Raw genomic sequence first — 22,453 nt, 5'->3', positions numbered from 1 at the left:
GACGCTCCCGACGCCGCGGCGGTGAATCCAGGGTGACCGTCCACATCGATGCGCTCGATGGTGCGACCGACGGCCTCGGCCACGGAACTCTCTCGGTCGATGGGGCTGCCGCGGTACCAGGTGAACATCGCGTACGCGCCGCTCGCGGATTCCCAGCGGCAACGAATGGCGTTCTCGGACACCGCCGTCAGGTCGGATACGGCCGTGAGTTCCTGCACTTCTGCGTCGTCCATCGAGCCGCATTCACCGACGAAGAGTTCTTCGGTGATGGGTCGGTCGGCCGTCTCGGACGTATCCGGACCGGCCTCGGTGGCCGGCGTGTTCGAGCATCCGACCAGCCCGCACGCGACCGCAGCGATCAAGGCTGCAACGGCTCGAGTGCGCACGAACGCGGACTTTACCCACCCTGTCGGGGAGAGGGAGAGCGTTTGACCGAAGTGAGTCACATCAGTAACACCAGCCTCAGGCGTTACCAGATCGATGCGTCGTCGACACGTAAATTTGTAGTTCGCCACGCTAGCGTCCAGCGCAGCGAACCTCGCACTCCACGCGGTGCGAGTCGACAAGGAGGCTGCACCATGATCGATCCCGGAAGTGACTCCTGGAACTACGTGGCCGCGATGTTCTCGTACGAATTTCTCGGGGGCGGAATCGAATACGACACCATCGAGCGCATTCACCGAGGCGAGATCGACGAGTGGGTTCAGGCGCTGACACAGTCCGGGCTCTTCGATCGAGCAGCCATCGCGCAAATTGCCGACTCGTGGCATCAGGCCCCTCGCCAGTTGTTCGACATGCTGGTGCTCGACGCGGACGAAATGACCGCCAGACGGTGCTCGCTGGCGTGGTCCTCGCTGGACCGACTCGCTCCACTTGCTCGCCTGGGCTGAAGACTCGCCCGGGCCGAAGGACGGTCAACTACCGAGCACACGCGTTCCCGACGCATCGACGACGATGGCCTGTTCGTCGGTCAACCCACGGCAGTCGATGCCGTCCCTGCGCAGGCGCTGCATCGTTGCATGCCCCGAATCGTTCTCGTCCAGAACGGAATTCAGGTGCGGGACGATCGAGAAACCGACCAGGCCCAGTCCGGTCCACACCGGATCGACACCTGTCGCGGGCCGAACCTCGCCGGGGTCGTCCGCGTCCTCGACGCCGATCAACGACGGTGCGGCAACACACGCGCCCGCGCTGTATCCGCCGTACACGATCGATCCTCGCCGAACACGCTCGGCGATGACCTCGTCTGCGCCCGAGCGGGCGAGCTGAGCGCGCAGGACGAACGTGTTGCCCCCGCGCACCCACACCGCGCCGAAGTCGTCGAGGGCGCGGTCGAGAGCAGCGGACCGACCCACGTACTCGCGCAGATCCAGCTCGGCAGGCCGATACCCGAGCGCCCGCAGCGGAACGAACTCGCTTGTGAGCGAGGATTCGCGAGCGGCGCGCGGCCACGCGTCCGATGCGTTCGCAATCACGGCGAGATCGGACGGTGGGCCGGTGAGGTCGACGAAAGCCTCGGAGTGGCCACCGAATCGATACGACGACAGGAACAGCTTCATGCTGTCGGATCGCCATCGAGCCGGGCCAACCCGACACGAACGGCGTCTGCGACACGCTCGGGCTCACTCAGACGACGTGTCACGAAGCCGGCCGCGAACCGGAAGCGGTCCCGGTGCCAACGAGGCACCACGTGCAGATGCAGGTGGAAGACCGTCTGAAATGCGGCCTTACCGTCGTTGATCACGAGATTGGCTCCGTCGGCGCGCAGGTCCGAGTGCCGGACCGCGCGCGCCAGCGTGTGCCCGACGCGAAACACGTCTGCGGCCGCGTCCGGGTGGGTCGCGTTCAGATCGGTGGCGTGCTCGCGCGGAACGACGAGCAGGTGGCCGCGAGTGACCGGCCGGATGTCGAGAAACGCGACGGCATGGTCGTTCTCGAACACGCGGTGCGCGGGAGCGTCACCCGCGACGATGGCACAGAAGATGCAAGGTTCCACGGTTGTCACTGTAGGGTCCGTTCATCACCGATAGACCCATATGGCGCGCATCACAATTGCGCTCCCCGTGGCCGAGGAATGTCGAAACGGACTCGATTCAGAACGAATCGGACTGTGTTCCGGGCTACCCGCGGTCTGTCTCCTCTGGCTACTATCAGGGACCTTGTGCCTTGTCGCATGGGTTCGTCCGCTCGTCGCAGGCTCGGAGCCGTTGGTCGATTCGTGGACACCATTCAACGCAGGAAGACGGAGATTTGGATACATCGCAGAGCACTGAGAAGGGTTCGGGATCCACGACTGTCGTCGGTGTGGTTCGGGAATCGGGGGAGGGTGAACGTCGTGTCGCTCTGGTGCCCAAGATCGTTGCCTCCCTGGCGGGCAAGGGCGTCGAGATCGTCGTCGAGTCCGGCGCCGGTCTCGGCGCTCTGATTCCCGACGAGCTGTACGTCGCCGCCGGAGCGACCATCGGTGATCCATGGTCGGCCGACGTCGTGGTGAAGGTCGCGCCGCCGTCCGATGCCGAGATCGCCAAGCTGACGTCGGGTTCGACGCTCATCGGATTTCTGGCACCGCGCAACGCGGAGAACAGCATCGGGGCGTTGAAGGCGGCTGGAGTACAGGCTTTCGCCGTCGAGGCGATCCCGCGGATCTCACGGGCGCAGGTGATGGACGCACTGTCCTCTCAGGCCAACGTCGCCGGCTACAAGGCCGTGCTGTTGGCAGCGTCGGAGTCCACCCGGTTCTTCCCGATGCTCACCACCGCTGCGGGCACCGTCAAGCCCGCTACCGTGCTGGTGCTGGGCGTCGGCGTGGCAGGTTTGCAGGCGCTCGCCACCGCGAAGCGTCTCGGCGGCCGCCCCACCGGATACGACGTGCGTCCGGAGGTGGCGGATCAGGTTCGTTCCGTCGGCGCGCAGTGGCTCGATCTGGGGATCGACGCCGCTGGCGAGGGCGGATACGCGCGTGAGCTGACCGAAGACGAACGGGTGCAACAGCAGAAGGCTCTCGAAGAGGCCATCAAGGGATTCGACGTGGTCATCACCACCGCGTTGGTGCCCGGACGCCCTGCCCCCCGATTGGTCACGGCCGCGGCCGTCGAGGGCATGAAGCCGGGCAGCGTCGTGGTCGACCTCGCAGGGGAAACCGGTGGCAACTGTGAACTCACCGAGCCCGGCGAGACCGTCGTCAAGCACGACGTCACCATCTGCTCCCCGTTGAACTTGCCGGCCTCGATGCCCGAGCACGCCAGCGAGCTGTACTCGAAGAACATCTCGGCATTGCTCGAACTCATGTTGGTGGACGGCAAGCTCGCTCCGGATTTCTCGGACGAGGTCCTCGCCGGTGCCTGCGTGACACGTGAGAAGGAGAACTGATGTACACCCCGCTGCTCGCGAACATCGCGATCCTGGTGCTGTCCGGGTTCGTCGGCTTCGCGGTGATCTCCAAGGTGCCCAACACCTTGCACACCCCGTTGATGTCGGGAACCAATGCCATCCACGGCATCGTCGTGCTCGGTGCCCTGGTGGTGCTCGGCAAGGTCGAGGATCCGTCCATCGGCCTGCAGGTCATCCTGTTCGTCGCTCTCGTGTTCGGAACGGTCAACGTCATCGGTGGATTCGTGGTCACCGACCGCATGCTCGGCATGTTCAAGTCCAAGCCCGTTCCTGCCAAGGCCACGAAGGGTGCTGACTCCTGATGGACAATCTCGTCAACATTCTCTACATCGTCGCCTTCGGCATGTTCATCTACGGACTGATGGGTCTGACCGGACCGAAGACAGCCGTGCGCGGCAACCAGATCGCCGCTGTCGGCATGTTCCTCGCCGTCGTGGCGACGTTGATCTCTATTCGCGATACCGGAAACTGGATTCTGATCGTCGTCGGCTTGGTCGTCGGCGTCGCGCTCGGTATCCCGCCTGCTCGCCGAGTCAAGATGACCGCGATGCCACAGTTGGTGGCCCTGTTCAACGGCGTCGGCGGTGGAACGGTTGCGCTGATCGCGTGGGCGGAATTCCTCGACACGTCGGGATTCTCGAACTTCAAGCACGGTGAATCGCCGACGGTCCACATCGTCATCGGGTCGCTGTTCGCGGCCATCATCGGGTCGATCTCGTTCTGGGGATCGCTGATCGCGTTCCTCAAGCTGCAGGAGACCCTGCCCGGCTCGCCCATCACCATCGGAAAGTTGCAGCAGCCGCTCAATGCTCTGCTGCTGATCGGTGCTGTGGCCGCCGCCGTGGTCATCGGCATCAACGCCACTCCGGGCGGCGGGGTGTCGCAGTGGTGGATCGTGGCGGTTCTCGTACTCGCCGGAATTCTCGGTCTGACGGTCGTGCTGCCCATCGGCGGCGCAGACATGCCGGTCGTCATCTCGCTGCTCAACGCTCTGACCGGTCTGTCTGCGGCGGCCGCAGGCCTGGCGCTCAACAACACTGCGATGATCGTCGCCGGCATGATCGTCGGCGCGTCCGGCACGATCCTGACCAACCTGATGGCCAAGGCCATGAACCGTTCCATTCCGGCGATCGTCGCCGGTGGATTCGGCGGGGGCGACGCTGCTGCAGGTCCTGCGGGTGCAGGCGGCGGAACGGCGAAGGCCACCTCCGCAGCCGACGCTGCCATCCAGATGGCGTACGCCAACCAGGTCATCGTCGTTCCCGGATACGGCCTCGCCGTCGCGCAGGCGCAGCACGCGGTCAAGGACATGGCCAAGCTGCTGGAGTCGAAGGGCGTCGAGGTCAAGTACGCCATTCACCCCGTCGCCGGTCGCATGCCCGGGCACATGAACGTGCTCCTTGCCGAAGCTGACGTCGCCTACGACGCGATGAAGGAGATGGACGACATCAACGACGAGTTCGCCCGTACCGACGTCACGTTGGTCATCGGCGCGAACGACGTGACCAATCCGGCGGCGCGCAACGACCCGTCGAGCCCGATTCACGGGATGCCGATCCTGAACGTGGATCAGTCGAAGTCGGTCATCGTCCTCAAACGATCGATGTCCTCGGGCTTCGCAGGCATCGAGAACCCGCTGTTCTTCGCCGAGGGCACCTCGATGCTGTTCGGTGACGCGAAGAAGTCGGTATCCGAGGTGACCGAGGAGCTCAAAGCTCTCTAGTCACGACCTCGTAGCAACGCAGAATGGGGCGCTCCTGATGTCAACGGGAGCGCCCCGTCTTGCGTCGAACGGCCAGAGCGGCCGTGTCGATCGGGTTGCGGGCTTCACGGGCAGCTGCATCGGGCGAGAAGAGCATGACGATCGAGCACGTCGGCCACCACACGAACACGATCGATGCGGCGCTCACGATCCCGGTGACGGACGCGGATCCGACGATCAGGGCGGCCGCCGCCACCGCGAGTGTTGCGACCGTTCCCAGACCGAGGATCACGGGCCGCCACGCCGCGGACGCCACCATGGATGCAGCTCCGAGCAGCGAGGCCACGGCGACGAGTTGACCGCTCGGAAGGTCTGCGGACGGCATCGACGCTCCCATGATCTCGCGAGCGATCGCACTGGTGACGACGGCACCGACGGTGCAGGCGATCACCACCCCGATTCCGTACGGCAGCTTGCGTATCAGCGCCACGACGGCGAGCGCGGCTACGGCGATCAACACCGCGGTCACATCGATCGCATCGAGCAGATGAGCGGCCAGTGCCGCGGCCGGGGTCGATTCCCAGGACGTCGTGGTTGCGATGTGCGGTGCCCACATCAGGAAGATCGGCAGCAGGACCGCAGAGGCACCTGACACGGCCGAGCGCGCGACGACGGCTCGCCTGCGTCTGCGGCTCGAGGTGCTGGACGGCAGCGCAGTCGTCTCTGCGTCGGTCGACGCGCGAATCGGTCCGGAGTCCAGGCTCGGTGGTGACATGGGTGCCACGGTGCCAGAACCTGCTGAACGGCGGATGTGAGGAACTTGGGAACCGGCTGATCATTGCTCTGGTAACGATTCGATCACACCGGGTCGCGTGTGCGGAACCGTGAATTGTCGAGGAGCAGAGTCTGCGCCGTCAAATTCTGGAAGTTTGTTTCAGCGCCATATTCAGGTGCGCGAACATGTTTGCATGCGTGGCAGCAATCCTCTGACCTGGAACGGAGCGGGGTGGATTCGATTCGGTGGTGCTCATGTCCGAGTGTCGAACAGCACCCCGGGTCGGCCCTCGGCCCTCTCAGCTGGGCATTTGTCCTCCCATTGTTCCCCATCACAGCAGTTCGTAAAGCGAACTATGACTTCGTTGCAAAGCGTTGATCGGATGGGTAAAACTGTGTGACGATACTCACATAGTCCAGTTCACCCTGGGCGAGACCCACCGGAAGGGCGTAGTTTCAGCCGCATCGGAAACCCGCATTCGACCGTTACAGCCCAAACGATAACGATCTGGAAACGGACCGTGCTACCCGTCGTAACCCGTAGCCACGGGGTATTCGACAACTACGGACGCCGGACATTCGAAGGAGAAGAACATGACCGCAATGTCTCAGGGACAGCTCGACATGGTCCGCGCCTTCTTTTGCAACGAGTTCGAGGCGGACTCCCTCGATCGATCCACGGTGCCCGAGCCCACCGCCGAGGCCGTCGCCGAGTGGATCGATGCACTGACCAACAGCGGCCTCTTCGCTCCGGCCGAGGTGCGCAACATCTCCTCGGTGTGGGCGGCAGAACCGGAGACGTTGGTCGCAATGCTGATCGGTGAAGTGGACGAAATCGCCGTCAAGCGCGGCGCAGCGGTGCCGGCCGCAGTACCTGCCGCACCGGATCTGGTCCCCGCGTTCGTGCGCGCCAGCTGACACGCCCCGAGCCCGGAGTCTTTCGCACCAGGGCAGGTTCCGCTTCGCTACTATCGGTCGAATTCCGGTGACGGCAGGCGACAACGGTGTCGCGCGGCGAAGTGAGGGTTCTGTATGGGCGCAGTGGGACTGGACGAAGACGCAGTATCGACCTGGATCGCAGGATTGGGGATAGGCGCAACCTCGCCCCTCACCTTTCAGCGGATCGGCAACGGTCAGTCCAATCTCACCTACGCCGTCCGCGACGCCGGTGGCAGTAACTGGGTGCTTCGCCGTCCACCACTGGGGCATCTGCTGGCCTCCGCACACGATGTCGTGCGCGAACATCGAATTCTGTCCGGCCTGCAGAACACGGCGGTGCCGGTTCCGAAGATGATTGCGATCACCGAGGATCCTTCGGTGTCCGAGGTCCCGCTCGTGCTGATGAGTTTCGTCGACGGGATCGTCGTCGACTCGGTGGCGGCAGCCGAACAACTCGACCCCGATCACCGACGCCGCATCGGACTCGGCCTCACGGTGGCGCTGTCCGACATCCACCGCGTCGATCTCGACTCCGCGGGTCTGGCAGATCTGGCCAGTCACAAACCGTACGCCGCTCGCCAACTCGCCCGGTGGACGAAGCAGTGGCAATCCTCGCGCACTCGCGACGTACCCGGTATCGATTCGCTGGCAACTCGATTGGCAGCGGGGATTCCTCCGCAGCACGAGGTGACCCTGGTGCACGGAGACTTCCACCTGAGCAACGTCATCACGGCCCGCAAAGACGGCCGTGTCGCGGCGGTCGTCGACTGGGAACTGTGCACACTCGGAGATCCGTTGGCGGACCTCGGCGGTCTGCTGGCCTACTGGCCGCAAGCCGACGACGGGTTCGCTGGTCCGTTCATGGCTTCGACTCTGCCGGGCTTTCCCACCAGGGCCGAGCTTGTCGAGTCGTATGCGCAGCACACCGGGCGCGACGTCTCCGACGTCGGATTCTGGCAGGTGTTGGCGCTGTGGAAGCTCTCGATCATCGCCGAAGGCGTCATGCGCCGGATGGAAGCCGACTCGCGAAACCGGGCCGTGGCAGGCGGGCCGACGACGACGCCCATCGACGACATAGTCACCAGGGCATTGCGTACGGCCGACGAAATCGGCCTGTAGTCGGTCAGCTCGACGCGGTCCCGATCACCAAAGTGCGCGCTGCGCTCTCGATTTCGGGCGGAATCGCCACCGGCTTACGGGTGACCCCATCGACGTACACGTGTACGAATCGACCCCTCGCCGCCAACTCCAACGCATCGTCGCCGGCCTCGCGGAACAACCCGAGCGAGTACACGATGCTTCGGGTGCCCAGCCTCTCGACGGCCAGGCCCACCTGAAGTCGATCCGGGAAGCTCAACTCGGACAGGTAGCGGCACGAGGTTTCGGCGACGACACCGATCGCCGGCAGTGTCCGGATATCGAGTCCGGTCGTCTCCATCAACCAACCGTTGACGGCGGTATCGAAATACGCGTAGTAGGTGACGTTGTTGACGTGGCCGTAGTGGTCGTTGTCGTCCCATCGCGTCGTCACGGGCCACAGAGCCGGAAAGTCCGATGCGTGCGACAATTCCGGCCCTGGGTTCACCTGATCGGTCATGAACGTGACCCTAACCAGTGGCGTCGGAAGCGGGCGTCGCCGGGGACTGCCGACGCAGGATCGCTCGGACCACCAGCCCGACGACCAAGGCCCAGAATGCGGAGCCGATTCCTGCGAACGTCAGGCCGGAAGCGGCGACGAGGAACGTCAGAACGGTCGCCTCCCTGTCCGACGCATGTTCGAGTGCACCGAACAGCGACGCGGCGAGAGTTGCCAACAAGGCAAGTCCGGCAACGGTTTCGACCACGCCTGCAGGCGCTGCGGCAACCAGGGTCGCCAGGGCCGCGGACGCCAGCGCCAGCACCAGATACGAGGAGCCGGCAGAGAACGCCGCGACCCATCGCCGCTTCGGGTCCGGATGGGCACCGGGATTCGCCGCGAGCGCAGCGCTGATCGCCGCGAGGTTGATCGTGTGCCCACCCGCGAAAGCGCCGAGGACGGTTCCGGTTCCGGTGACGGTCATCGACGCACGCCAAGGAATTCGGTAGCCGAACGACGCCATGACGGTGGTGCCCGGGATGTTCTGCGACGCCATGGTGACGATGTACAGCGGCACCGCGATACCGACGGTCGCCTGCCACGTCCAGTGCGGAATCGTCCAGTCGATCCGAGGAATCAGATCGGAGGCCGCGATGGGTGTGCCGCCGCCGATCAAGTCCGCTGCGATGACTGCAGCTGCCGCGAGGAACGCAGCGGGCACCGCCCAGCGCGCGTTGAAGCGAAGTACCAGCAGCCAGACGAGTACCACCGGAGCTATCCGGGCGGGGGAGTCGGCGAATGCAACGACCGGTGCCGCGCACAGCGGTAGCAGCACTCCGGCCAACATCGCCTGAGCGAGTGGTATCGGGATCTTCGAGACCACGGCACCGAGTCGTGGCCACAGGCCGGTCAGGACGATCAGCACCCCAACAGTGACGAACGAACCCACTGCGGCGGGCCACCCTCCGACCACCATGCCGGTTCCGGCGAGCAGCGCAGCGCCCGGCGTCGACCACGCCAGCGTGATGGGCTGTCTGTATCTGCGCGCGAGCCACATCATGCCCACGGCCTGGGTGACACACAGCGCCAGCAATCCGGAGGCCGCCTCGGTCGGGCTTGCCCCTACCGCCCGCAGGCCCGTCAGCACGACGGCGAACGAGCTGGTGAAGCCGACCAGTGATGCCACGATTCCCGCGCTGACGGGGGTCGAGAGCGGCGTCGGTCTGTCGGCGGCGTCGGCAGTGGTCACGACTGACGATGATGCACTGTGGGCCGTCGCCTGTCGCGTCGTTTCCCGTCGCGCCGGGTCGGCGCTCGGAGTCGGTGGCCGAACGCTGTCGGGGCACGGTCGACGTGACGTAGTCTTTGGGTTGGACCGGACCAGTCCGTACCGCTGGGTCGGCGAGTGACGGAAAGGCCGGCGCAGTGGTGATGCCCGTACATCTGAGGGACAGTCAAGTCCCGAAGCACGAACAGCTTCGCGCGATTCTGCTGCACCGCTGCACCAAGGAGTTGCAACCCGGCGATCTGATGCCCAGCGAGCGAAAACTGATGGAGGACTACGGCGTCAGCCGCATCACCGTCCGCGAGGCCATCGGCCAGCTCGTCAACGACGGACACCTGGTTCGGGTGCGTGGCAAGGGCACGTTCGTGGCCAGTCGCACCGTTCAGTCTCGTTTGCACCTGGCGTCGTTCTCGGAGGAGATGCGCGCGCAAGGATTGACGCCTACCACGGTGGTGCTGTTCGCACGGCTCGAAAGCCCTTCGGCGGCAACGACTCGTGCCCTCGGCCTGGCCGACGGCGAACAGACCTACCACGTCAAGCGCCTCCGGCTGGCCGACGCCGAACCGGTCAGCGTCGACGACGCGTGGTACCGGGCTTCCCTGCTCCCCGGCCTGATCGAGCACGACCTGAGCAAATCGGTGTACGAGGCCGTGCAGATCCACTACGGGTTGACCATCGACCGGGCCGAGCAGACCGTCAAAGCCACTGCGGCCGACAGCGATATCGCCACTCTGCTCGGCACCAAGCGCGGTGCCCCCGTGCTGTATTTCGACCGCGTCTCCTTCAGCGGCGACGAGCCGCTCGAACACACCGAGAGCTGGTACCGCTGCGATCGGTATCAACTGTCGATGGAAGTCGAAGGCGGGCGGCGCACCCCGCAGCGTCGGTGAGATCAGGGCAGCTCGAACAGAAGATCGCCCACTGCCACGGTGTTGTCGATGCTTGCACTGGTGACCGAATCCGGCTTCGAGTCCATCAGTACCACCGGAACGACATCCGAGTAGCCTGCCGCCGCGATCGCTGCGGGATCGTAGGTGACGACGAGGTCGCCGGCCTGGATTCGATCACCCTCTGCGGCAACGAGTTCGAAGCCCGCGCCCTTCATCTTCACGGTGTCGATGCCGATGTGCACCAACACGCCCGCCTTGTCCTCGGTGAAGACGACGAACGCGTGCGGATGGAGTTTGAGGATCGTGCCCGCGACCGGTGACCGAACCTCGACGGCCCCGTCGCTCGGAGCCGGGCGTAGCGCGACACCGGAGCCGACCACCTGCGCCGAGAACACCGGGTCCGGCACATCGGCGAGCGAGATGACCTGCCCGGCAACCGGGCTGAGGATCGCCCGTGCGCTCACAGGATGTCGCCGATGTCTTCTGCGAGCGTGTCCGCTTCGGGGCCGACGATGACCTGAACGGCGGTTCCCTTGTGAAACACGCCGTGGGCACCTGCCGCCTTGAGCGCCGCCTCGTTCACCAACGACCCGTCCTTCACCTCGGTGCGCAGCCGAGTGATGCACGCTTCGATCTCGACGATGTTGTCGGCACCGCCGAGGCCTTCGACGATCGCGTCCGCTTTGGACATGTGGATTCTCGCTTTCTGTCGGCTTGTATCTGTCGGGTGGATCACACGGCCGGGTTGACACGAGCCTGCCACCTGGCCAAACTACAACTGGTAATGACCGGACAGTACCCCTGATGGCATCCGGTCACAACAGCGAAATCGCCCTCGAAGGACCAGCCTCGAAGAGAAGGTCGCCATGACCCCGAAGAAGACGGACTCGATCGATACCGAGCCGAAGAAGGAATCACGATCATTGGCCGGGCTGCAGCGGTTCGGTCGCAGCCTCATGCTGCCGATCGCTGTTCTGCCTGCCGCCGGAATTCTCCTGCGGCTCGGTCAGGACGACCTGCTGGGGAGATTCAGCGCACTGGAGACCACTGCTGCGGTCATCTCCGCCGCCGGTCAGTCGGTTTTCACCTGGCTTCCCCTCATCTTCGCGGTCGGTATCGCCATCGGCTGGGCGAAGAAGTCCGATGGTTCGACGGCGCTCGCAGCGGTGGTCGGCTACATGGTGATGAACGGCGTCTTCACGGCAATGTCGCCGGTCGTGCTCGACGGAGAGGTCGATGCCAACGGTGACCCCGCCGTGATCGACTACGGCGTGTTGGCAGGCATCGTCATCGGACTGCTCTCGGCAATTCTCTGGCAGCGTTTCTATCGCCAGAAGCTGCCGGACTATCTCGGCTTCTTCAGCGGCCGTCGTCTGGTGCCGATCATGACGGCGATCACCGGTCTCGTCGTCGCCGTGATCATGTCGTTCGTGTACCCACTCTTCTACAGCGCTCTCCAATGGGTGGGCAACACCGTCGCCGACCACAGTGTGGTGGGCAGCGGAATCTACGGTTTCGCCAACCGCATGCTCATTCCCACCGGGCTGCACCACATTCTGAATTCCGTCGTCTGGTTCCTGGTGGGGGACTACCAGGATGCAAGCGGTCAATTGGTCCGCGGCGATCTGAACCGGTTCTTCGCCGGCGACCCGTCCGCCGGAGTGTTCATGACCGGATTCTTCCCGATCATGATGTTCGCCCTTCCCGCTGCGGCATTCGCGATCTACCGCAATGCCAAGCCGTCGCAGAAGAAGATCGTCGGCGGAATCATGTTGTCCACCGGCCTGACTGCCTTCGTCACCGGGATCACCGAGCCGCTCGAGTACTCGTTCATGTTCGTGGCCTGGCCGCTCTACATCATCCACGCGGTGTTGACCGGAACCTCGATGGCGTTGACCAATGCCCTCGGAATCCATGACGGTTTCTTCTTCTCCGCCGGTGGCATCGACTACCTGCTGAACTACGGAATCGCCACCAAGGCTTGGCTGCTCATTCCGATCGGCCTGGTGTACGCGGTGATCTACTACTTCCTGTTCAGCTTCGTCATCAAGAAGTGGAACCTGCGCACCCCCGGACGTGAGGACGACGCCGTGCTCGAACCCGACCGAGCATGACCGCATCCACTGCGACGACGCACCGCGGACGGGTCGTCACGCGCGACCGGGTGATCGAGGACGGCGTCGTCGCGTCGACGGGAGACCGGATCTCGTGGGTCGGGCCGACATCGGCGTGGCCCGGTGAGGCCGTCCCGCAAACGAATTCGACGATCCTCCCGGGGTTGGTCGATCTGCACTGCCACGGTGGAGCTGGAACGTCGTTTCCCGATTCACCGGCCGTCGATCTCATGACGGCGGTACGGCATCACCGCTCTCGCGGGACCACGACGATGCTCGCCTCACTGGTGTCGGCACCGCCGGATCGGCTGATCGCGCAGACGTCGCTGTTGGCCGATCTGTACGAATCCGGTGACATCGCAGGCGTCCACCTCGAGGGGCCGTTTCTCGCCGTCGCACGCTGCGGCGCACAGGATCCGGCCTCGCTGCGCAGCGGAGATCCCGGACTGCTCCGCGACATACTGGACGCGGGCCGCGGCGCGGTGCGGTCGATGACCCTGGCGCCCGAGATCGACGGGTTCCCCGTCATCGCAGAGATGTTGCGGGAGAACGGAATACTTCCCAGCATCGGGCACACGGACGCCGACGCGCTCACCACTCGACGCGGTATCGAGTCGTTGGGGGACGGCCCCATGACTGCAACACATCTGTTCAACGGAATGCCGACCTGGCATCATCGGTCGCCGGGCCCGGTGAGCGAATGCCTGGCGGCCGCGGCGCGCAGCATGATGGTGCTCGAATTGATCGGCGACGGAGTGCATCTCGCCGACGAGACCGTGCGTGCGGTGTTCGATCTCGTCGGTGGCGCACGGATCGCACTGGTGTCCGACGCGATGGCCGCAGCCGGTATGCCGGACGGTCGCTATCGACTCGGACCACTGGATGTGACCGTCCGCCACGCGGTTGCACGGTTGGCCCGCGACGCAGACAACGAGACCGCTCCGATCGCGGGCGGAACCGCTACCGTGCTGGACCTGGTGCGCCGAGCCGTGCTGGACGCCGGCGTGCCCCTGGTCGAGGCCGTGCGGGCTGCATCGTCGACTCCGGCGGCCTCGATCGGCCTCGACTCCGAGATCGGTTGCCTCGAAGAGGGCATGAGAGCTGACGTCCTGGTGGTCGACGCGGCGTTCGAGCCACTGCAGGTGATCAGAGGCGGAACTGCAATCGGAGAGGACAGCTAGATGGAGGTAGTGATCCTCGAGGGGGTCGACGCAGTGGATCGAACGGCCGCCGACATCGTCGAACGAGTGGTGCGAGCCGGTCCGGCTGTACTGGGACTGGCGACCGGGTCGACCCCGGTGGGCACCTATCGCGAATTGGCTCGACGGCATCGGGAGGACGGCCTGTCGTTCGCGCTTTGTCGCGCCTTCCTCCTCGACGAGTACATCGGACTGCCGAAAACCGCTGAGCAGTCGTACTTCTCGTTCATTCGAGAGAACTTCGTCGACCACGTCGACCTGGACGACGCCGCGGTGTTCTCGCCCGACGGCGAAGCGGACGACATAGCTGCAGAGGCGCAGCGGTACGACGCCGCGATCGCGGCCGCAGGTGGCGTCGATGTCCAGATCCTCGGAATCGGCACCGACGGGCACATCGGCTTCAACGAGCCCGGATCTTCACTGAAATCGCGGACGCGGGTGAAGACGCTGACCGAACAGACGCGCGTCGACAATGCCCGGTTCTTCGATTCTCCCGAGGACGTACCGCATCACGTACTGACGCAGGGGCTGGGCACCATCGACGAGGCGCGGCACCTCGTGTTGATCGCGACGGGGGAGTCGAAGGCGGATGCGGTGGCGGCGGCCGTCGAGGGACCGCTGTCGGCGTACTGTCCGGCGTCGGCCATTCAATGGCACCCGCACGCAACGGTGCTGTTGGACGAGGCCGCGGCGTCGTCGCTCGCACTCGCGGAGTACTACCGGTACGCCTACGCCAACAAGCCGCGGTGGCAGCACCTGTGAGTCACCTGCGCGAGAACTCCGATGCGCGCGCGATCTGTTCGTCCGACGGCCGGACTCCGGTGTAGAGGACGAATTGTTCTGCCGCCTGCAGGGCGATGACCTGAGCGCCGGTGATCACGGGTTTGTCGGCGGCCCGAGCGGCGACGATCAGCGGCGTCTCCGACGGCATGGCGACGACGTCGAACACGGCTTTCGCCGCGTCGATCTGCTCGTCGGTGAACGGTGCCGAATCAGCGTCCGGTCCGCCGGCCATACCCACCGGGGTCACGTTCACCAACAGGTCTGCGCCCACCGCTTCGGCGGACCAGTCGTAGCCGTAGGTGTCGGCGAGGGCGGGGCCGGTGTTCGAGTTGCGGGCGACGACGGTACCCCGGGTGTAACCCGAATCCCGCAGCGCGGCAACGACAGCTTTGGCCATACCGCCGCTGCCGGTGACCGCCACCGAGTAATCGGTCGAGAATCCACTCGCGCCGAGTAGGTTCGCGACGGCCTGGTAGTCGGTGTTGTATGCGTGCAGGACGCCGTTCTCGTTGACGATCGTGTTGACGGATTCGATCGCGCTGGCGGACTCGTGCATCACGTCGACCAGTTCGATGACATCTTCCTTGAACGGCATGGACACGGCGCAGCCTCGAATGCCCAGCGCGCGAACGCCTCCCACCGCGGCGGCGAGGTCGGTGGTGGTGAACGCCTTGTAGACGAAGTTCAGGTCCAACTCGTCGTACAGATAGTTGTGAAAGCGTGTTCCGATGTTGCTCGGTCGGCCGGACAGGGACATGCAGAGCTGTGTCTCACGGTCGAGGAAGCTGCGCGCGTGTGCTGGTGCCATCGCTGAGACTTTACGCCGCGCACGTCGAGGCGACCGAAGCGAGAACACCATGATCGGCCTGGGTGATCGGCAACTCGTACTGGGCGGCGACCGACAGGTATTTTCCCGCGTAGAAGCAGTGGTAGGCCTCGTTCGGCGGTAACCATTGCGAGGGTGTCTTGTCGCTCTTGCTCTGATTGTCGACTCCGTTGACCGCGAGCAGATTGAACGCCACGTCGTTGGCGAACCGAATTCGCTTGTCGGGCAACCACGTGTTCGCGCCCATGTCCCACGCGGCGGACAGGGGGTAGACGTGATCGATCTGGATCTTTCCGGCATCGGCCTTGGTGAACTGCATCGGCTCACCGGAGTACGGATCTGCGAGCGAACCCGACAGCACGACGCAGTCGCGGGTGCCGGCGCGGAATTCGACTTCCGTCATCGACAGCGCCAGGACGTTGTCGCGGGTACCGCAGCCGTCGTGACCACCCGGCCCGTCGTAGTCGTCCGTCCACGCCGGGCCGAACACACACCCTTCGCCGCTCTTGCATCCGCGCTCGTAGCCGAGGGCGTCGGGCCTGGCGGCGGCCACGCGAACCTGCGCGAGCAATTGCTCGACCTGAGTGCGAGTGGGACTACCCGGAGCGGGTTCGGCGGGGGAGAAACCGGGGATGACGGGCCGGTCGCACGAGCCGAACACAGCCATCACGGCCGCAGAGATCACCAGCAGTACCGCCACCCACAGCTTTCTCACGCACGCCCCATCGTCGATCTCGGTCCTCGGTTGTCGTTCCTTGCGTCAGCAGTGTGCCGGAAGACACCGACAGTTCTCCGCTCACGCCAACCCGGCATCAGCGAACCTCGACCACGACCTTGCCGAGCACGTGCCCGTCCTCTACCGAAGCGAGAGCCTCACCCGCACGCTCGAGCGGGAACACATGGTCGATACGCGGACGAATGATGCCCGACGCAGTCAGGTCGGCCAGCCGGGCGAATGCCGCGGTGGTGCGGTCGCGATCGACACCGGAACCACCCCACTGCGCCGCGAGCACCGGGTCGGCAACGCTGACGATCGGTATCCCCGCCGTCACAGCGGTCGCGGCGGCGCGCAAGCTCTCGCCCCCGACGAGATCGATGATGCCGTTCACCGGTCGTGACAGCGAGTCGACGAAATCGGCGCCGGAGGCGAGAAATTCGGCTCCGAGGCTCTCGATCCACTCCTGCTTGCCCGTACTCGCGACTGCGAGAACGTCGATACCGTCGGCTCGCGCGAGTTGCAGAACGGTCGAACCCACGCCGCCGCCCGCGCCGAGCACCAGGATGGAGTCACCCGTGTCAACGGCGAGCCGCGCCAGCGCGTCGTATGCGGTCCCGGCGGCCACCGGCAGAGTGGCTGCGGCCGCCCAGGACACGGATTCGGGCTTGTGGGCTGTGCTCGACGCGTTGAGCACGGTGTACTGCGCATAGCCTCCGTATCCCGACGCGGTGGCTCCGAACACGTGGTCGCCCACCGAGAAGTCGGCCACACCGGCACCGGCCGAAACGACCGTGCCCGATACTTCCCGGCCGAGAACCGCAGGCAGGGTGATCGGCACGGTGTCCTTGCGATTGCCCGCCCGCACCTTCCAATCCGCGGGATTGACGCCGGCGGCGTGGACCGCGACGAGAATCTGGCCAGGTCCCGGCTCGGCGACGGGTAGGTCCAGAAGGTATTCGGTGTCGGGCCCGCCGTATTCACTGAAGCCGTACGCGATCATGCACATACTGTGCCTCACCCAGCGACTCACTCGAAGCGCCTCACCCGAAGTCTGTCGGTGCTTGCTGATTGGATGGACCGATGCTGCACGGTCTCTGGTCTCCCGGTGCCGGGCTGATGCTGTGGGACGACGAGATCACCACCGGCGACGAACCCGACTTGCCGCCGACCCACGCGCACGTGCTCACCAGAACGTTCCGGCACCGTGCTGCGGTGTCGTTTCCGGCACCCGGACGCGCCGCCACCGCGCAGGCCCCGGTGCAGGTTCCGGCCATCGCACTCGCCCCGCACGACGGCGCCGATCTGCTGTTGCGGACGCCGCCGGACCACGCGGCGATCTCCGGTGACCTCCGTTACCTGGCGCATGTCGCCCGCGGAATCGAACGCTGGGTCCGCGGCGGTCGCGTCGTTCCGGCCCTGAAGTTGATGGACGGGCAGTGGTGGCCACGGTGGCGTCTGGTCGGGGGCGAGCGTCAACGTGCCTGGCTCAGCGAACTCGCCGTCGCGATGCCGTCGGTGCAGCGCGCAGGTGAGCGGCCCAAGAAGATTCTCGACGACATGGTGGAGGAGCTCACCGATCCGATCGTCAGATCGGTTCTGGGTAGACCCGACTCGGAGCATCCACTGTTGTCGGCTCTGGTTCGCGACGACCCGTATGCCGATGGCACTCAACAGATGTCGACGTTGCTCGAGAAGTGGCGCGGAAGCCTCACCGTCGACGAACCCTCGCTGGTGCTCCGGCTGCTCGAACCCGATGACGACGACGCCGTCGACAGTTCCTCCGAGGAAGCGGTGGAGTCGTACTGGACGCTGCAGGTGTGTCTGCGCGCGGACGGCGAAGCGCCGCGACCGGTTCCGATGAGCCGCAAGGTCGATGCCACGCTGCTCTCCATCGCCGTGCGCAAGCTCGGTGAGGCCGTGGCGGCGTACCCGAGACTGCGCGATCTGCCGTCGCAGGAAGGCACCCTGGATCTGTTGCTTCCGACTTCGGTGGTCATCGACCTCGTCGAACACGGTGCGACGGCACTGCAGGCCACCGGAACCACGGTTCTGCTTCCCCGGGCCTGGACGAGGCTCGATCCGTCGATGAGATTGCGCGTCGATTCACCGGCGGTGACGAAAGCGGCAGCCGATCGGGCGGTCGGCATGGACGAACTGGTGTCCTACGACTGGCAACTCCAACTCGGCGACATGGTGCTCACCGAGGCGGAGATGAACAGGCTCGCCGTCTCGAAGGGCGATCTCGTGCGGCTCCGCGGTCAGTGGGTGCTCGCGGACGGCGGTCAGCTCGCGCGAGCCGCCAAGTACGTCGCCGAGCATCACGGTGACGGGACTGCGCTCAGCACGCTGATGCGTGAGATGACGTTGGCCGATCCGCCACCTGCTCCGGTCCAGGACATCCGCGCCACCGGCTGGGCGGCCACGTTGCTCGAGCCCGGTGCGGTGCCGGAGACGATCCCGGTGCCCGACGGTGTGAACGCGACTCTGCGGCCGTATCAGCAGCGTGGGCTCGATTGGCTCGCGTTCATGAGTCGGCTCGGTCTCGGGGCGGTACTCGCCGACGACATGGGGCTGGGCAAGACGCTGCAGGTGCTGACACTGCTCGCGCACGAGAAGAGTTCGACGCCGACACTGCTGGTGGCACCGATGGCGGTGGTCGGCAACTGGCAGCGTGAAGCGGCGAAATTCACGCCGGCACTGCGGGTTCTGGTGCATCACGGTCCGACGCGACTACGCGACGAGGAGCTCGACCGGGCGATCGCCGAGCACGATCTGATCGTCACCACGTACGCGCTGATGGCGAAGGATCGCGCGCAGTTGGCGGAGCAGACGTGGCGTCGTGTGGTCCTCGACGAGGCGCAACACATCAAGAACTCGGGCACCGTGCAGGCCAAGGCGGCGTTCGCGATCCCCGCGGATCACAAGCTGGCGCTCACCGGAACGCCGGTCGAGAATCGTCTCGACGAGCTGAGGTCCATTCTCGACTTCGCCAATCCGGGCATGCTCGGTAGGCCGTCGGATTTCCGAAAGCGATTCTCGGTTCCGATCGAGCGCGAGAACGACGAGAGCGCGGTTTCGCGTCTGCGCGCCATCACGTCGCCGTTCATTCTGCGTCGCGTCAAGACCGATCCGACAGTCATCTCGGATCTGCCCGAGAAGAACGAGATGACCGTGCGCGCCAACCTCACGGCCGAGCAGGCTGCGCTGTACAAGGCGGTCGTCGACGAGATGATGGCGCAGATCGCCGACGCGAAGGGCATGAAGCGCAAGGGCGCGGTGCTGTCCGCGCTGACTCGCCTCAAACAGGTGTGCAATCACCCCGCCCATTTCCTGTCCGACGGCTCGCCGGTGCTCAAGAGGGGTCAGCATCGTTCCGGCAAGATCGGCTTGGTGGAGGACATGCTCGACTCGATTCTCGGCGACAACGAGAAAGCGTTGTTGTTCACGCAGTTTCGGGAGTTCGGTGAGCTCGTGGCACCCTACTTCGCCGAACGATTCGGCACCGAGGTGCCGTTCCTCCACGGCGGGGTGAGCAAGGCCAAGCGCGACGAGATGGTGGAGAAGTTCCAGAGCGACGACGGTCCGCCGATCATGATGCTCTCGCTCAAGGCCGGCGGCACCGGGTTGAACCTCACGGCCGCCAACCATGTTGTTCATCTCGATCGTTGGTGGAATCCGGCGGTGGAGAATCAGGCGACGGACCGGGCCTTTCGCATCGGGCAGCGCAAGAACGTCGAGGTGCGCAAACTGCTGTGCGTGGGCACCGTGGAGGAACGGATCGACTCGATGCTGGTCTCCAAGCAGGACCTGGCGAATCTGGCGGTGGGCACCGGCGAGAACTGGGTGACCGAGATGGACACCGCGGAGCTGCAGGAACTGTTCCGCCTCAGTGAGGATGCGGTGGGGGAGTGATGGTCGACTTCTCGCAGTACGGCAAGCGTCGAAAAGCCAAGGGCGGCATCGAGTCCAGAAACAAGCGCGGTGCCTTCGGGCAGACGTGGTGGGGCAGGCATTTCGTGGCGGCCATGGAAGACCTCGCGGATCCGGGCCGGATCGCTCGGGGTAGAACGTATGCGCGCCAAGGGCAGGTGCTCACTCTCGGGGTCGAGCGCGGGCAGATATACGGCGAGGTGCAGGGCAGTCAGCTCGAGCCGTTCTCGGCCTCGGTCACCGTCGACCCGCTCACTCAGGGTGAGGTTGCCGCACTGGTCGGCCGGGTGCGTTCGAACCCCGGCATGCTGGCCGAGCTGGCCTCCAACGCCATTCCGCAGGCGCTGGCGTCGGTGTTGCTGCCGCACGACAAGGGGCAGCTCGATTTCGACTGCACGTGCCCCGACGACGGGTGGCCCTGCAAACACGCGGCGGCGCTGATGTACATCGCCGCCGAGCACATCGACGCATCCGCCGCCACCATCCTGACACTGCGTGGAGTCGATCTCGATCAACTGATCGAGGGCGTCGGCGACGGGGACGACGAGTTCGACCCCGATGACTGGTTCGGCGATCGCGCGTCGTTCCCCCAACTTCCCCAGGTGTCGTTCGCTCCCGCGATGGACGATCTCGATCCGTTGATCCTGCGTCGAATCTTCCGCGCCGACGGCTCCTCCGAGGCCGAGGTCAGTCGCGCCGGTGCCGATCTGAGGCAGTTCTACGACCGAATGTGACGACTTCTGGACTTACGTGGACATCCGACTATAGGATGGGCGTACTTCACTTTCCACGCTCGAGGACGGACAAACTCCATGGCTCGCGAACTCACGCACTTCATCGGCGGCAAGCACGTCGCCGGCACCTCCGGAAACTTCGGGGACGTGTTCGACCCCAACACCGGCGAGGTTCAGGCCCGTGTTCCCCTGGCCGACGTATCCGAGGTCGAGGCCGTCATCGCCGATGCCGAACAGGCCCAACGTGAATGGGCCAAGTGGAACCCGCAGCGCCGAGCGCGAGTCCTGATGAAGTTCCTGCAGCTCGTCACTCGCGACACCGAGGAACTGGCCCGCCTGCTGTCCTCCGAGCACGGCAAGACGATTGCCGACGCCAAGGGCGACATCCAACGCGGCGTCGAGGTCGTGGAGTTCGCCGTCGGCGTTCCGCATCTGCTCAAGGGCGAGTACACCGAGGGTGCAGGCGGCGGAATCGACGTCTACTCGATGCGTCAGCCGCTCGGCGTCGTAGCCGGAATCACCCCCTTCAACTTCCCCGCGATGATTCCCCTGTGGAAGGCCGGCCCGGCCATCGCCTGCGGAAACGCATTCATCCTCAAGCCCTCCGAGCGCGACCCGTCCGTCCCGCTCAAGCTCGCCGAACTCTTCCTCGAAGCAGGACTGCCGCCGGGTGTGTTCAACGTCGTCAACGGTGACAAGACCGCCGTCGACGTGCTGCTCACCGACGACCGCGTCAAGGCGATCGGGTTCGTCGGCTCGACTCCCATCGCGCAGTACATCTACGAGACCGCAGCGAAGCACGGCAAGCGTGCACAGTGCTTCGGTGGAGCCAAGAACCACGCCCTGGTGATGCCCGACGCCGATCTCGACGAGGTCGCCGACGCCCTTCTCGGTGCCGCCTACGGTTCCGCGGGCGAGCGTTGCATGGCCATTTCCGTCGCGGTTCCGGTGGGTGAAGAGACCGCGGATGCGCTCGTCGCCAAGCTCACCGAGCGGGTTGCGAAGCTGAAGATCGGTCGCTCCGACGACGAGGACGCGGATTTCGGCCCGCTCGTGGGTAGCGATGCGTTGAAGCGGGTCAACGACTACACCCAGATCGGTGTCGACGAGGGTGCCGAGTTGGTCGTCGACGGGCGCGGTTTCAGCCTCGAAGGCCACGAGGGTGGGTTCTTCGCGGGCGCAACACTGTTCGACAGAGTGACGACCGACATGCGGATCTACAAGGAAGAGATCTTCGGGCCCGTCCTGATCGTCGTGCGCGCAAAAGACTACGAGGATGCGCTGCGTCTGCCCACCGAGCACGAATACGGCAACGGCGTGTCCATCTTCACCCGCGACGGCGACACTGCACGCGATTTCTGCTCCCGCGTCCAGGTGGGAATGGTCGGGGTCAACGTGCCGATTCCGGTACCGATCGCGTACCACACGTTCGGCGGTTGGAAGCGCTCGGGATTCGGTGATCTGAACCAGCACGGACCCGATTCGATCCGCTTCTACACCAAGACCAAGACCGTCACGCAGCGCTGGCCGTCGGGCACCAAAGAGGCTGCGGCACAGAATCACTTCGTCATTCCGAACATGGACTGATTCGGC

Annotated in this window: 24 protein-coding genes; 13 read left to right on the top strand and 11 right to left on the bottom strand. The window is 65.1% G+C overall.

The window, feature by feature from the left end:
• A partial coding sequence (locus tag A2J02_RS06715; RefSeq protein WP_231911420.1) for a DUF3558 family protein occupies positions 1–386 on the bottom strand: 386 nt, incomplete at its 3' end.
• Between the two features lie 192 nt (positions 387–578).
• Here A2J02_RS06715 and A2J02_RS06710 point away from each other — a divergent pair.
• On the top strand, positions 579–890 hold the full coding sequence (locus A2J02_RS06710; protein ID WP_068048371.1) for a hypothetical protein: 312 nt from the start codon (positions 579–581) through the stop codon (positions 888–890).
• Between the two features lie 24 nt (positions 891–914).
• Here A2J02_RS06710 and A2J02_RS06705 read toward each other — a convergent pair whose 3' ends face one another.
• Positions 915–1,559: a Type 1 glutamine amidotransferase-like domain-containing protein gene (locus A2J02_RS06705; RefSeq protein ID WP_068048368.1), complete on the bottom strand. Its 645-nt coding sequence runs from the start codon at positions 1,557–1,559 to the stop codon at positions 915–917.
• The gene (locus A2J02_RS06700; protein ID WP_068048366.1) at positions 1,556–2,005 is read right to left on the bottom strand and encodes an HIT family protein; all 450 of its coding nucleotides are present in this window, start codon (positions 2,003–2,005) and stop codon (positions 1,556–1,558) included. The genes A2J02_RS06705 and A2J02_RS06700 overlap by 4 nt, the downstream gene beginning before the upstream one ends.
• A gap of 245 nt (positions 2,006–2,250) precedes the next feature.
• Here A2J02_RS06700 and A2J02_RS06695 point away from each other — a divergent pair, with 245 nt between their 5' ends.
• The 3 genes from A2J02_RS06695 to A2J02_RS06685 are packed head-to-tail and all read left to right on the top strand — an operon-like array spanning position 2,251 to position 5,113.
• Positions 2,251–3,369, top strand: coding sequence for a Re/Si-specific NAD(P)(+) transhydrogenase subunit alpha (locus A2J02_RS06695; protein ID WP_068048363.1), 1,119 nt, complete (start codon positions 2,251–2,253; stop codon positions 3,367–3,369).
• Positions 3,369–3,692, top strand: a complete 324-nt coding sequence (locus A2J02_RS06690; RefSeq protein WP_068048360.1) for an NAD(P) transhydrogenase subunit alpha — start codon at positions 3,369–3,371, stop codon at positions 3,690–3,692. The genes A2J02_RS06695 and A2J02_RS06690 overlap by 1 nt, the downstream gene beginning before the upstream one ends.
• Positions 3,692–5,113 (top strand): NAD(P)(+) transhydrogenase (Re/Si-specific) subunit beta, encoded by a 1,422-nt coding sequence (locus A2J02_RS06685; RefSeq protein WP_037193418.1) that lies wholly within the window; start codon positions 3,692–3,694, stop codon positions 5,111–5,113. The genes A2J02_RS06690 and A2J02_RS06685 overlap by 1 nt, the downstream gene beginning before the upstream one ends.
• A gap of 40 nt (positions 5,114–5,153) precedes the next feature.
• Here the strand turns inward: A2J02_RS06685 and A2J02_RS06680 are convergent, their stop codons facing one another.
• Positions 5,154–5,867: a hypothetical protein gene (locus A2J02_RS06680; RefSeq protein WP_068048358.1), complete on the bottom strand. Its 714-nt coding sequence runs from the start codon at positions 5,865–5,867 to the stop codon at positions 5,154–5,156.
• 593 nt (positions 5,868–6,460) lie between these two features.
• Here A2J02_RS06680 and A2J02_RS06675 point away from each other — a divergent pair.
• Together A2J02_RS06675 and A2J02_RS06670 are read left to right on the top strand one after the other, a co-directional pair.
• Complete coding sequence (locus A2J02_RS06675) at positions 6,461–6,784, top strand: hypothetical protein (RefSeq protein WP_068048355.1); 324 nt, start codon at positions 6,461–6,463, stop codon at positions 6,782–6,784.
• A 114-nt stretch (positions 6,785–6,898) separates the two neighbouring features.
• On the top strand, positions 6,899–7,924 hold the full coding sequence (locus tag A2J02_RS06670; RefSeq protein ID WP_068048352.1) for a phosphotransferase family protein: 1,026 nt from the start codon (positions 6,899–6,901) through the stop codon (positions 7,922–7,924).
• 4 nt (positions 7,925–7,928) lie between these two features.
• Here the strand turns inward: A2J02_RS06670 and A2J02_RS06665 are convergent, their stop codons facing one another.
• Together A2J02_RS06665 and A2J02_RS06660 are read right to left on the bottom strand one after the other, a co-directional pair.
• The gene (locus A2J02_RS06665) at positions 7,929–8,402 is read right to left on the bottom strand and encodes an acyl-CoA thioesterase (RefSeq protein ID WP_068048350.1); all 474 of its coding nucleotides are present in this window, start codon (positions 8,400–8,402) and stop codon (positions 7,929–7,931) included.
• 10 nt (positions 8,403–8,412) lie between these two features.
• Positions 8,413–9,630, bottom strand: a complete 1,218-nt coding sequence (locus A2J02_RS06660; protein ID WP_068048348.1) for a benzoate/H(+) symporter BenE family transporter — start codon at positions 9,628–9,630, stop codon at positions 8,413–8,415.
• 182 nt (positions 9,631–9,812) lie between these two features.
• Here A2J02_RS06660 and A2J02_RS06655 point away from each other — a divergent pair, with 182 nt between their 5' ends.
• A complete protein-coding gene (locus A2J02_RS06655) occupies positions 9,813–10,556 on the top strand; it encodes a GntR family transcriptional regulator (protein WP_176460457.1) in 744 nt (247 codons plus the stop codon).
• 2 nt (positions 10,557–10,558) lie between these two features.
• Here A2J02_RS06655 and A2J02_RS06650 read toward each other — a convergent pair whose 3' ends face one another.
• Both A2J02_RS06650 and A2J02_RS06645 read right to left on the bottom strand, forming a co-directional pair.
• On the bottom strand, positions 10,559–11,020 hold the full coding sequence (locus tag A2J02_RS06650) for a PTS sugar transporter subunit IIA (RefSeq protein ID WP_068048345.1): 462 nt from the start codon (positions 11,018–11,020) through the stop codon (positions 10,559–10,561).
• On the bottom strand, positions 11,017–11,247 hold the full coding sequence (locus A2J02_RS06645) for a glucose PTS transporter subunit EIIB (protein WP_032393491.1): 231 nt from the start codon (positions 11,245–11,247) through the stop codon (positions 11,017–11,019). Before A2J02_RS06645 ends, A2J02_RS06650 begins: the two co-directional genes overlap by 4 nt.
• Positions 11,248–11,422: 175 nt before the next feature.
• On the opposite strand from A2J02_RS06645, the gene A2J02_RS06640 reads away from it, so the two are divergent.
• The 3 genes from A2J02_RS06640 to nagB are packed head-to-tail and all read left to right on the top strand — an operon-like array spanning position 11,423 to position 14,631.
• Positions 11,423–12,670, top strand: a complete 1,248-nt coding sequence (locus A2J02_RS06640; RefSeq protein WP_068048343.1) for a PTS transporter subunit EIIC — start codon at positions 11,423–11,425, stop codon at positions 12,668–12,670.
• Complete coding sequence (locus tag A2J02_RS06635) at positions 12,667–13,851, top strand: N-acetylglucosamine-6-phosphate deacetylase (RefSeq protein WP_068048340.1); 1,185 nt, start codon at positions 12,667–12,669, stop codon at positions 13,849–13,851. The genes A2J02_RS06640 and A2J02_RS06635 overlap by 4 nt, the downstream gene beginning before the upstream one ends.
• Complete coding sequence (gene nagB, locus A2J02_RS06630; RefSeq protein WP_068048339.1) at positions 13,852–14,631, top strand: glucosamine-6-phosphate deaminase; 780 nt, start codon at positions 13,852–13,854, stop codon at positions 14,629–14,631. It begins immediately after the preceding gene.
• 1 nt (position 14,632) lies between these two features.
• Here the strand turns inward: nagB and A2J02_RS06625 are convergent, their stop codons facing one another.
• The 3 genes from A2J02_RS06625 to A2J02_RS06615 form a co-directional block, all read right to left on the bottom strand.
• Positions 14,633–15,460: a shikimate 5-dehydrogenase gene (locus A2J02_RS06625; RefSeq protein ID WP_068048338.1), complete on the bottom strand. Its 828-nt coding sequence runs from the start codon at positions 15,458–15,460 to the stop codon at positions 14,633–14,635.
• Between the two features lie 10 nt (positions 15,461–15,470).
• Positions 15,471–16,193: an HNH endonuclease family protein gene (locus A2J02_RS06620; RefSeq protein ID WP_068048337.1), complete on the bottom strand. Its 723-nt coding sequence runs from the start codon at positions 16,191–16,193 to the stop codon at positions 15,471–15,473.
• Between the two features lie 97 nt (positions 16,194–16,290).
• Positions 16,291–17,196: an NADP-dependent oxidoreductase gene (locus A2J02_RS06615; RefSeq protein ID WP_068048334.1), complete on the bottom strand. Its 906-nt coding sequence runs from the start codon at positions 17,194–17,196 to the stop codon at positions 16,291–16,293.
• 80 nt (positions 17,197–17,276) lie between these two features.
• Here A2J02_RS06615 and A2J02_RS06610 point away from each other — a divergent pair, with 80 nt between their 5' ends.
• The 3 genes from A2J02_RS06610 (at position 17,277) to A2J02_RS06600 (ending at position 22,447) form a co-directional block, all read left to right on the top strand.
• Complete coding sequence (locus A2J02_RS06610) at positions 17,277–20,108, top strand: DEAD/DEAH box helicase (RefSeq protein ID WP_068048332.1); 2,832 nt, start codon at positions 17,277–17,279, stop codon at positions 20,106–20,108.
• Complete coding sequence (locus A2J02_RS06605) at positions 20,108–20,860, top strand: SWIM zinc finger family protein (protein ID WP_068048330.1); 753 nt, start codon at positions 20,108–20,110, stop codon at positions 20,858–20,860. The genes A2J02_RS06610 and A2J02_RS06605 overlap by 1 nt, the downstream gene beginning before the upstream one ends.
• Before the next feature lie 78 nt (positions 20,861–20,938).
• Positions 20,939–22,447, top strand: coding sequence for a CoA-acylating methylmalonate-semialdehyde dehydrogenase (locus A2J02_RS06600; protein ID WP_068048327.1), 1,509 nt, complete (start codon positions 20,939–20,941; stop codon positions 22,445–22,447).
• Positions 22,448–22,453: the final 6 nt, after the last annotated feature.

Origin of the sequence: Rhodococcus sp. EPR-147 (assembly GCF_001647185.1) — a bacterium.
Classification (GTDB): Bacteria; Actinomycetota; Actinomycetes; order Mycobacteriales; family Mycobacteriaceae; genus Rhodococcoides.
The sequence above is the reverse complement of the archived record's forward strand: the minus strand, read 5'-3'. Positions and strand labels throughout refer to the sequence as shown.

Excerpts from the sequence above, each read along its gene's own strand:
- A2J02_RS06610 (WP_068048332.1), top strand. The coding sequence starts at position 17,277 with ATGCTGCACGGTCTCTGGTCTCCCGGTGCCGGGCTGATGCTGTGGGAC.
- A2J02_RS06690 (WP_068048360.1), top strand. The coding sequence starts at position 3,369 with ATGTACACCCCGCTGCTCGCGAACATCGCGATCCTGGTGCTGTCCGGG.
- A2J02_RS06675 (WP_068048355.1), top strand. The coding sequence starts at position 6,461 with ATGACCGCAATGTCTCAGGGACAGCTCGACATGGTCCGCGCCTTCTTT.
- A2J02_RS06605 (WP_068048330.1), top strand. The coding sequence starts at position 20,108 with ATGGTCGACTTCTCGCAGTACGGCAAGCGTCGAAAAGCCAAGGGCGGC.
- A2J02_RS06615 (WP_068048334.1), bottom strand. The coding sequence starts at position 17,196 with ATGATCGCGTACGGCTTCAGTGAATACGGCGGGCCCGACACCGAATAC.
- A2J02_RS06670 (WP_068048352.1), top strand. The coding sequence starts at position 6,899 with ATGGGCGCAGTGGGACTGGACGAAGACGCAGTATCGACCTGGATCGCA.
- A2J02_RS06665 (WP_068048350.1), bottom strand. The coding sequence starts at position 8,402 with ATGACCGATCAGGTGAACCCAGGGCCGGAATTGTCGCACGCATCGGAC.
- A2J02_RS06600 (WP_068048327.1), top strand. The coding sequence starts at position 20,939 with ATGGCTCGCGAACTCACGCACTTCATCGGCGGCAAGCACGTCGCCGGC.
- A2J02_RS06645 (WP_032393491.1), bottom strand. The coding sequence starts at position 11,247 with ATGTCCAAAGCGGACGCGATCGTCGAAGGCCTCGGCGGTGCCGACAAC.
- A2J02_RS06655 (WP_176460457.1), top strand. The coding sequence starts at position 9,813 with ATGCCCGTACATCTGAGGGACAGTCAAGTCCCGAAGCACGAACAGCTT.
- A2J02_RS06710 (WP_068048371.1), top strand. The coding sequence starts at position 579 with ATGATCGATCCCGGAAGTGACTCCTGGAACTACGTGGCCGCGATGTTC.
- A2J02_RS06625 (WP_068048338.1), bottom strand. The coding sequence starts at position 15,460 with ATGGCACCAGCACACGCGCGCAGCTTCCTCGACCGTGAGACACAGCTC.
- A2J02_RS06640 (WP_068048343.1), top strand. The coding sequence starts at position 11,423 with ATGACCCCGAAGAAGACGGACTCGATCGATACCGAGCCGAAGAAGGAA.
- A2J02_RS06685 (WP_037193418.1), top strand. The coding sequence starts at position 3,692 with ATGGACAATCTCGTCAACATTCTCTACATCGTCGCCTTCGGCATGTTC.
- A2J02_RS06635 (WP_068048340.1), top strand. The coding sequence starts at position 12,667 with ATGACCGCATCCACTGCGACGACGCACCGCGGACGGGTCGTCACGCGC.
- nagB (WP_068048339.1), top strand. The coding sequence starts at position 13,852 with ATGGAGGTAGTGATCCTCGAGGGGGTCGACGCAGTGGATCGAACGGCC.
- A2J02_RS06680 (WP_068048358.1), bottom strand. The coding sequence starts at position 5,867 with ATGTCACCACCGAGCCTGGACTCCGGACCGATTCGCGCGTCGACCGAC.
- A2J02_RS06705 (WP_068048368.1), bottom strand. The coding sequence starts at position 1,559 with ATGAAGCTGTTCCTGTCGTCGTATCGATTCGGTGGCCACTCCGAGGCT.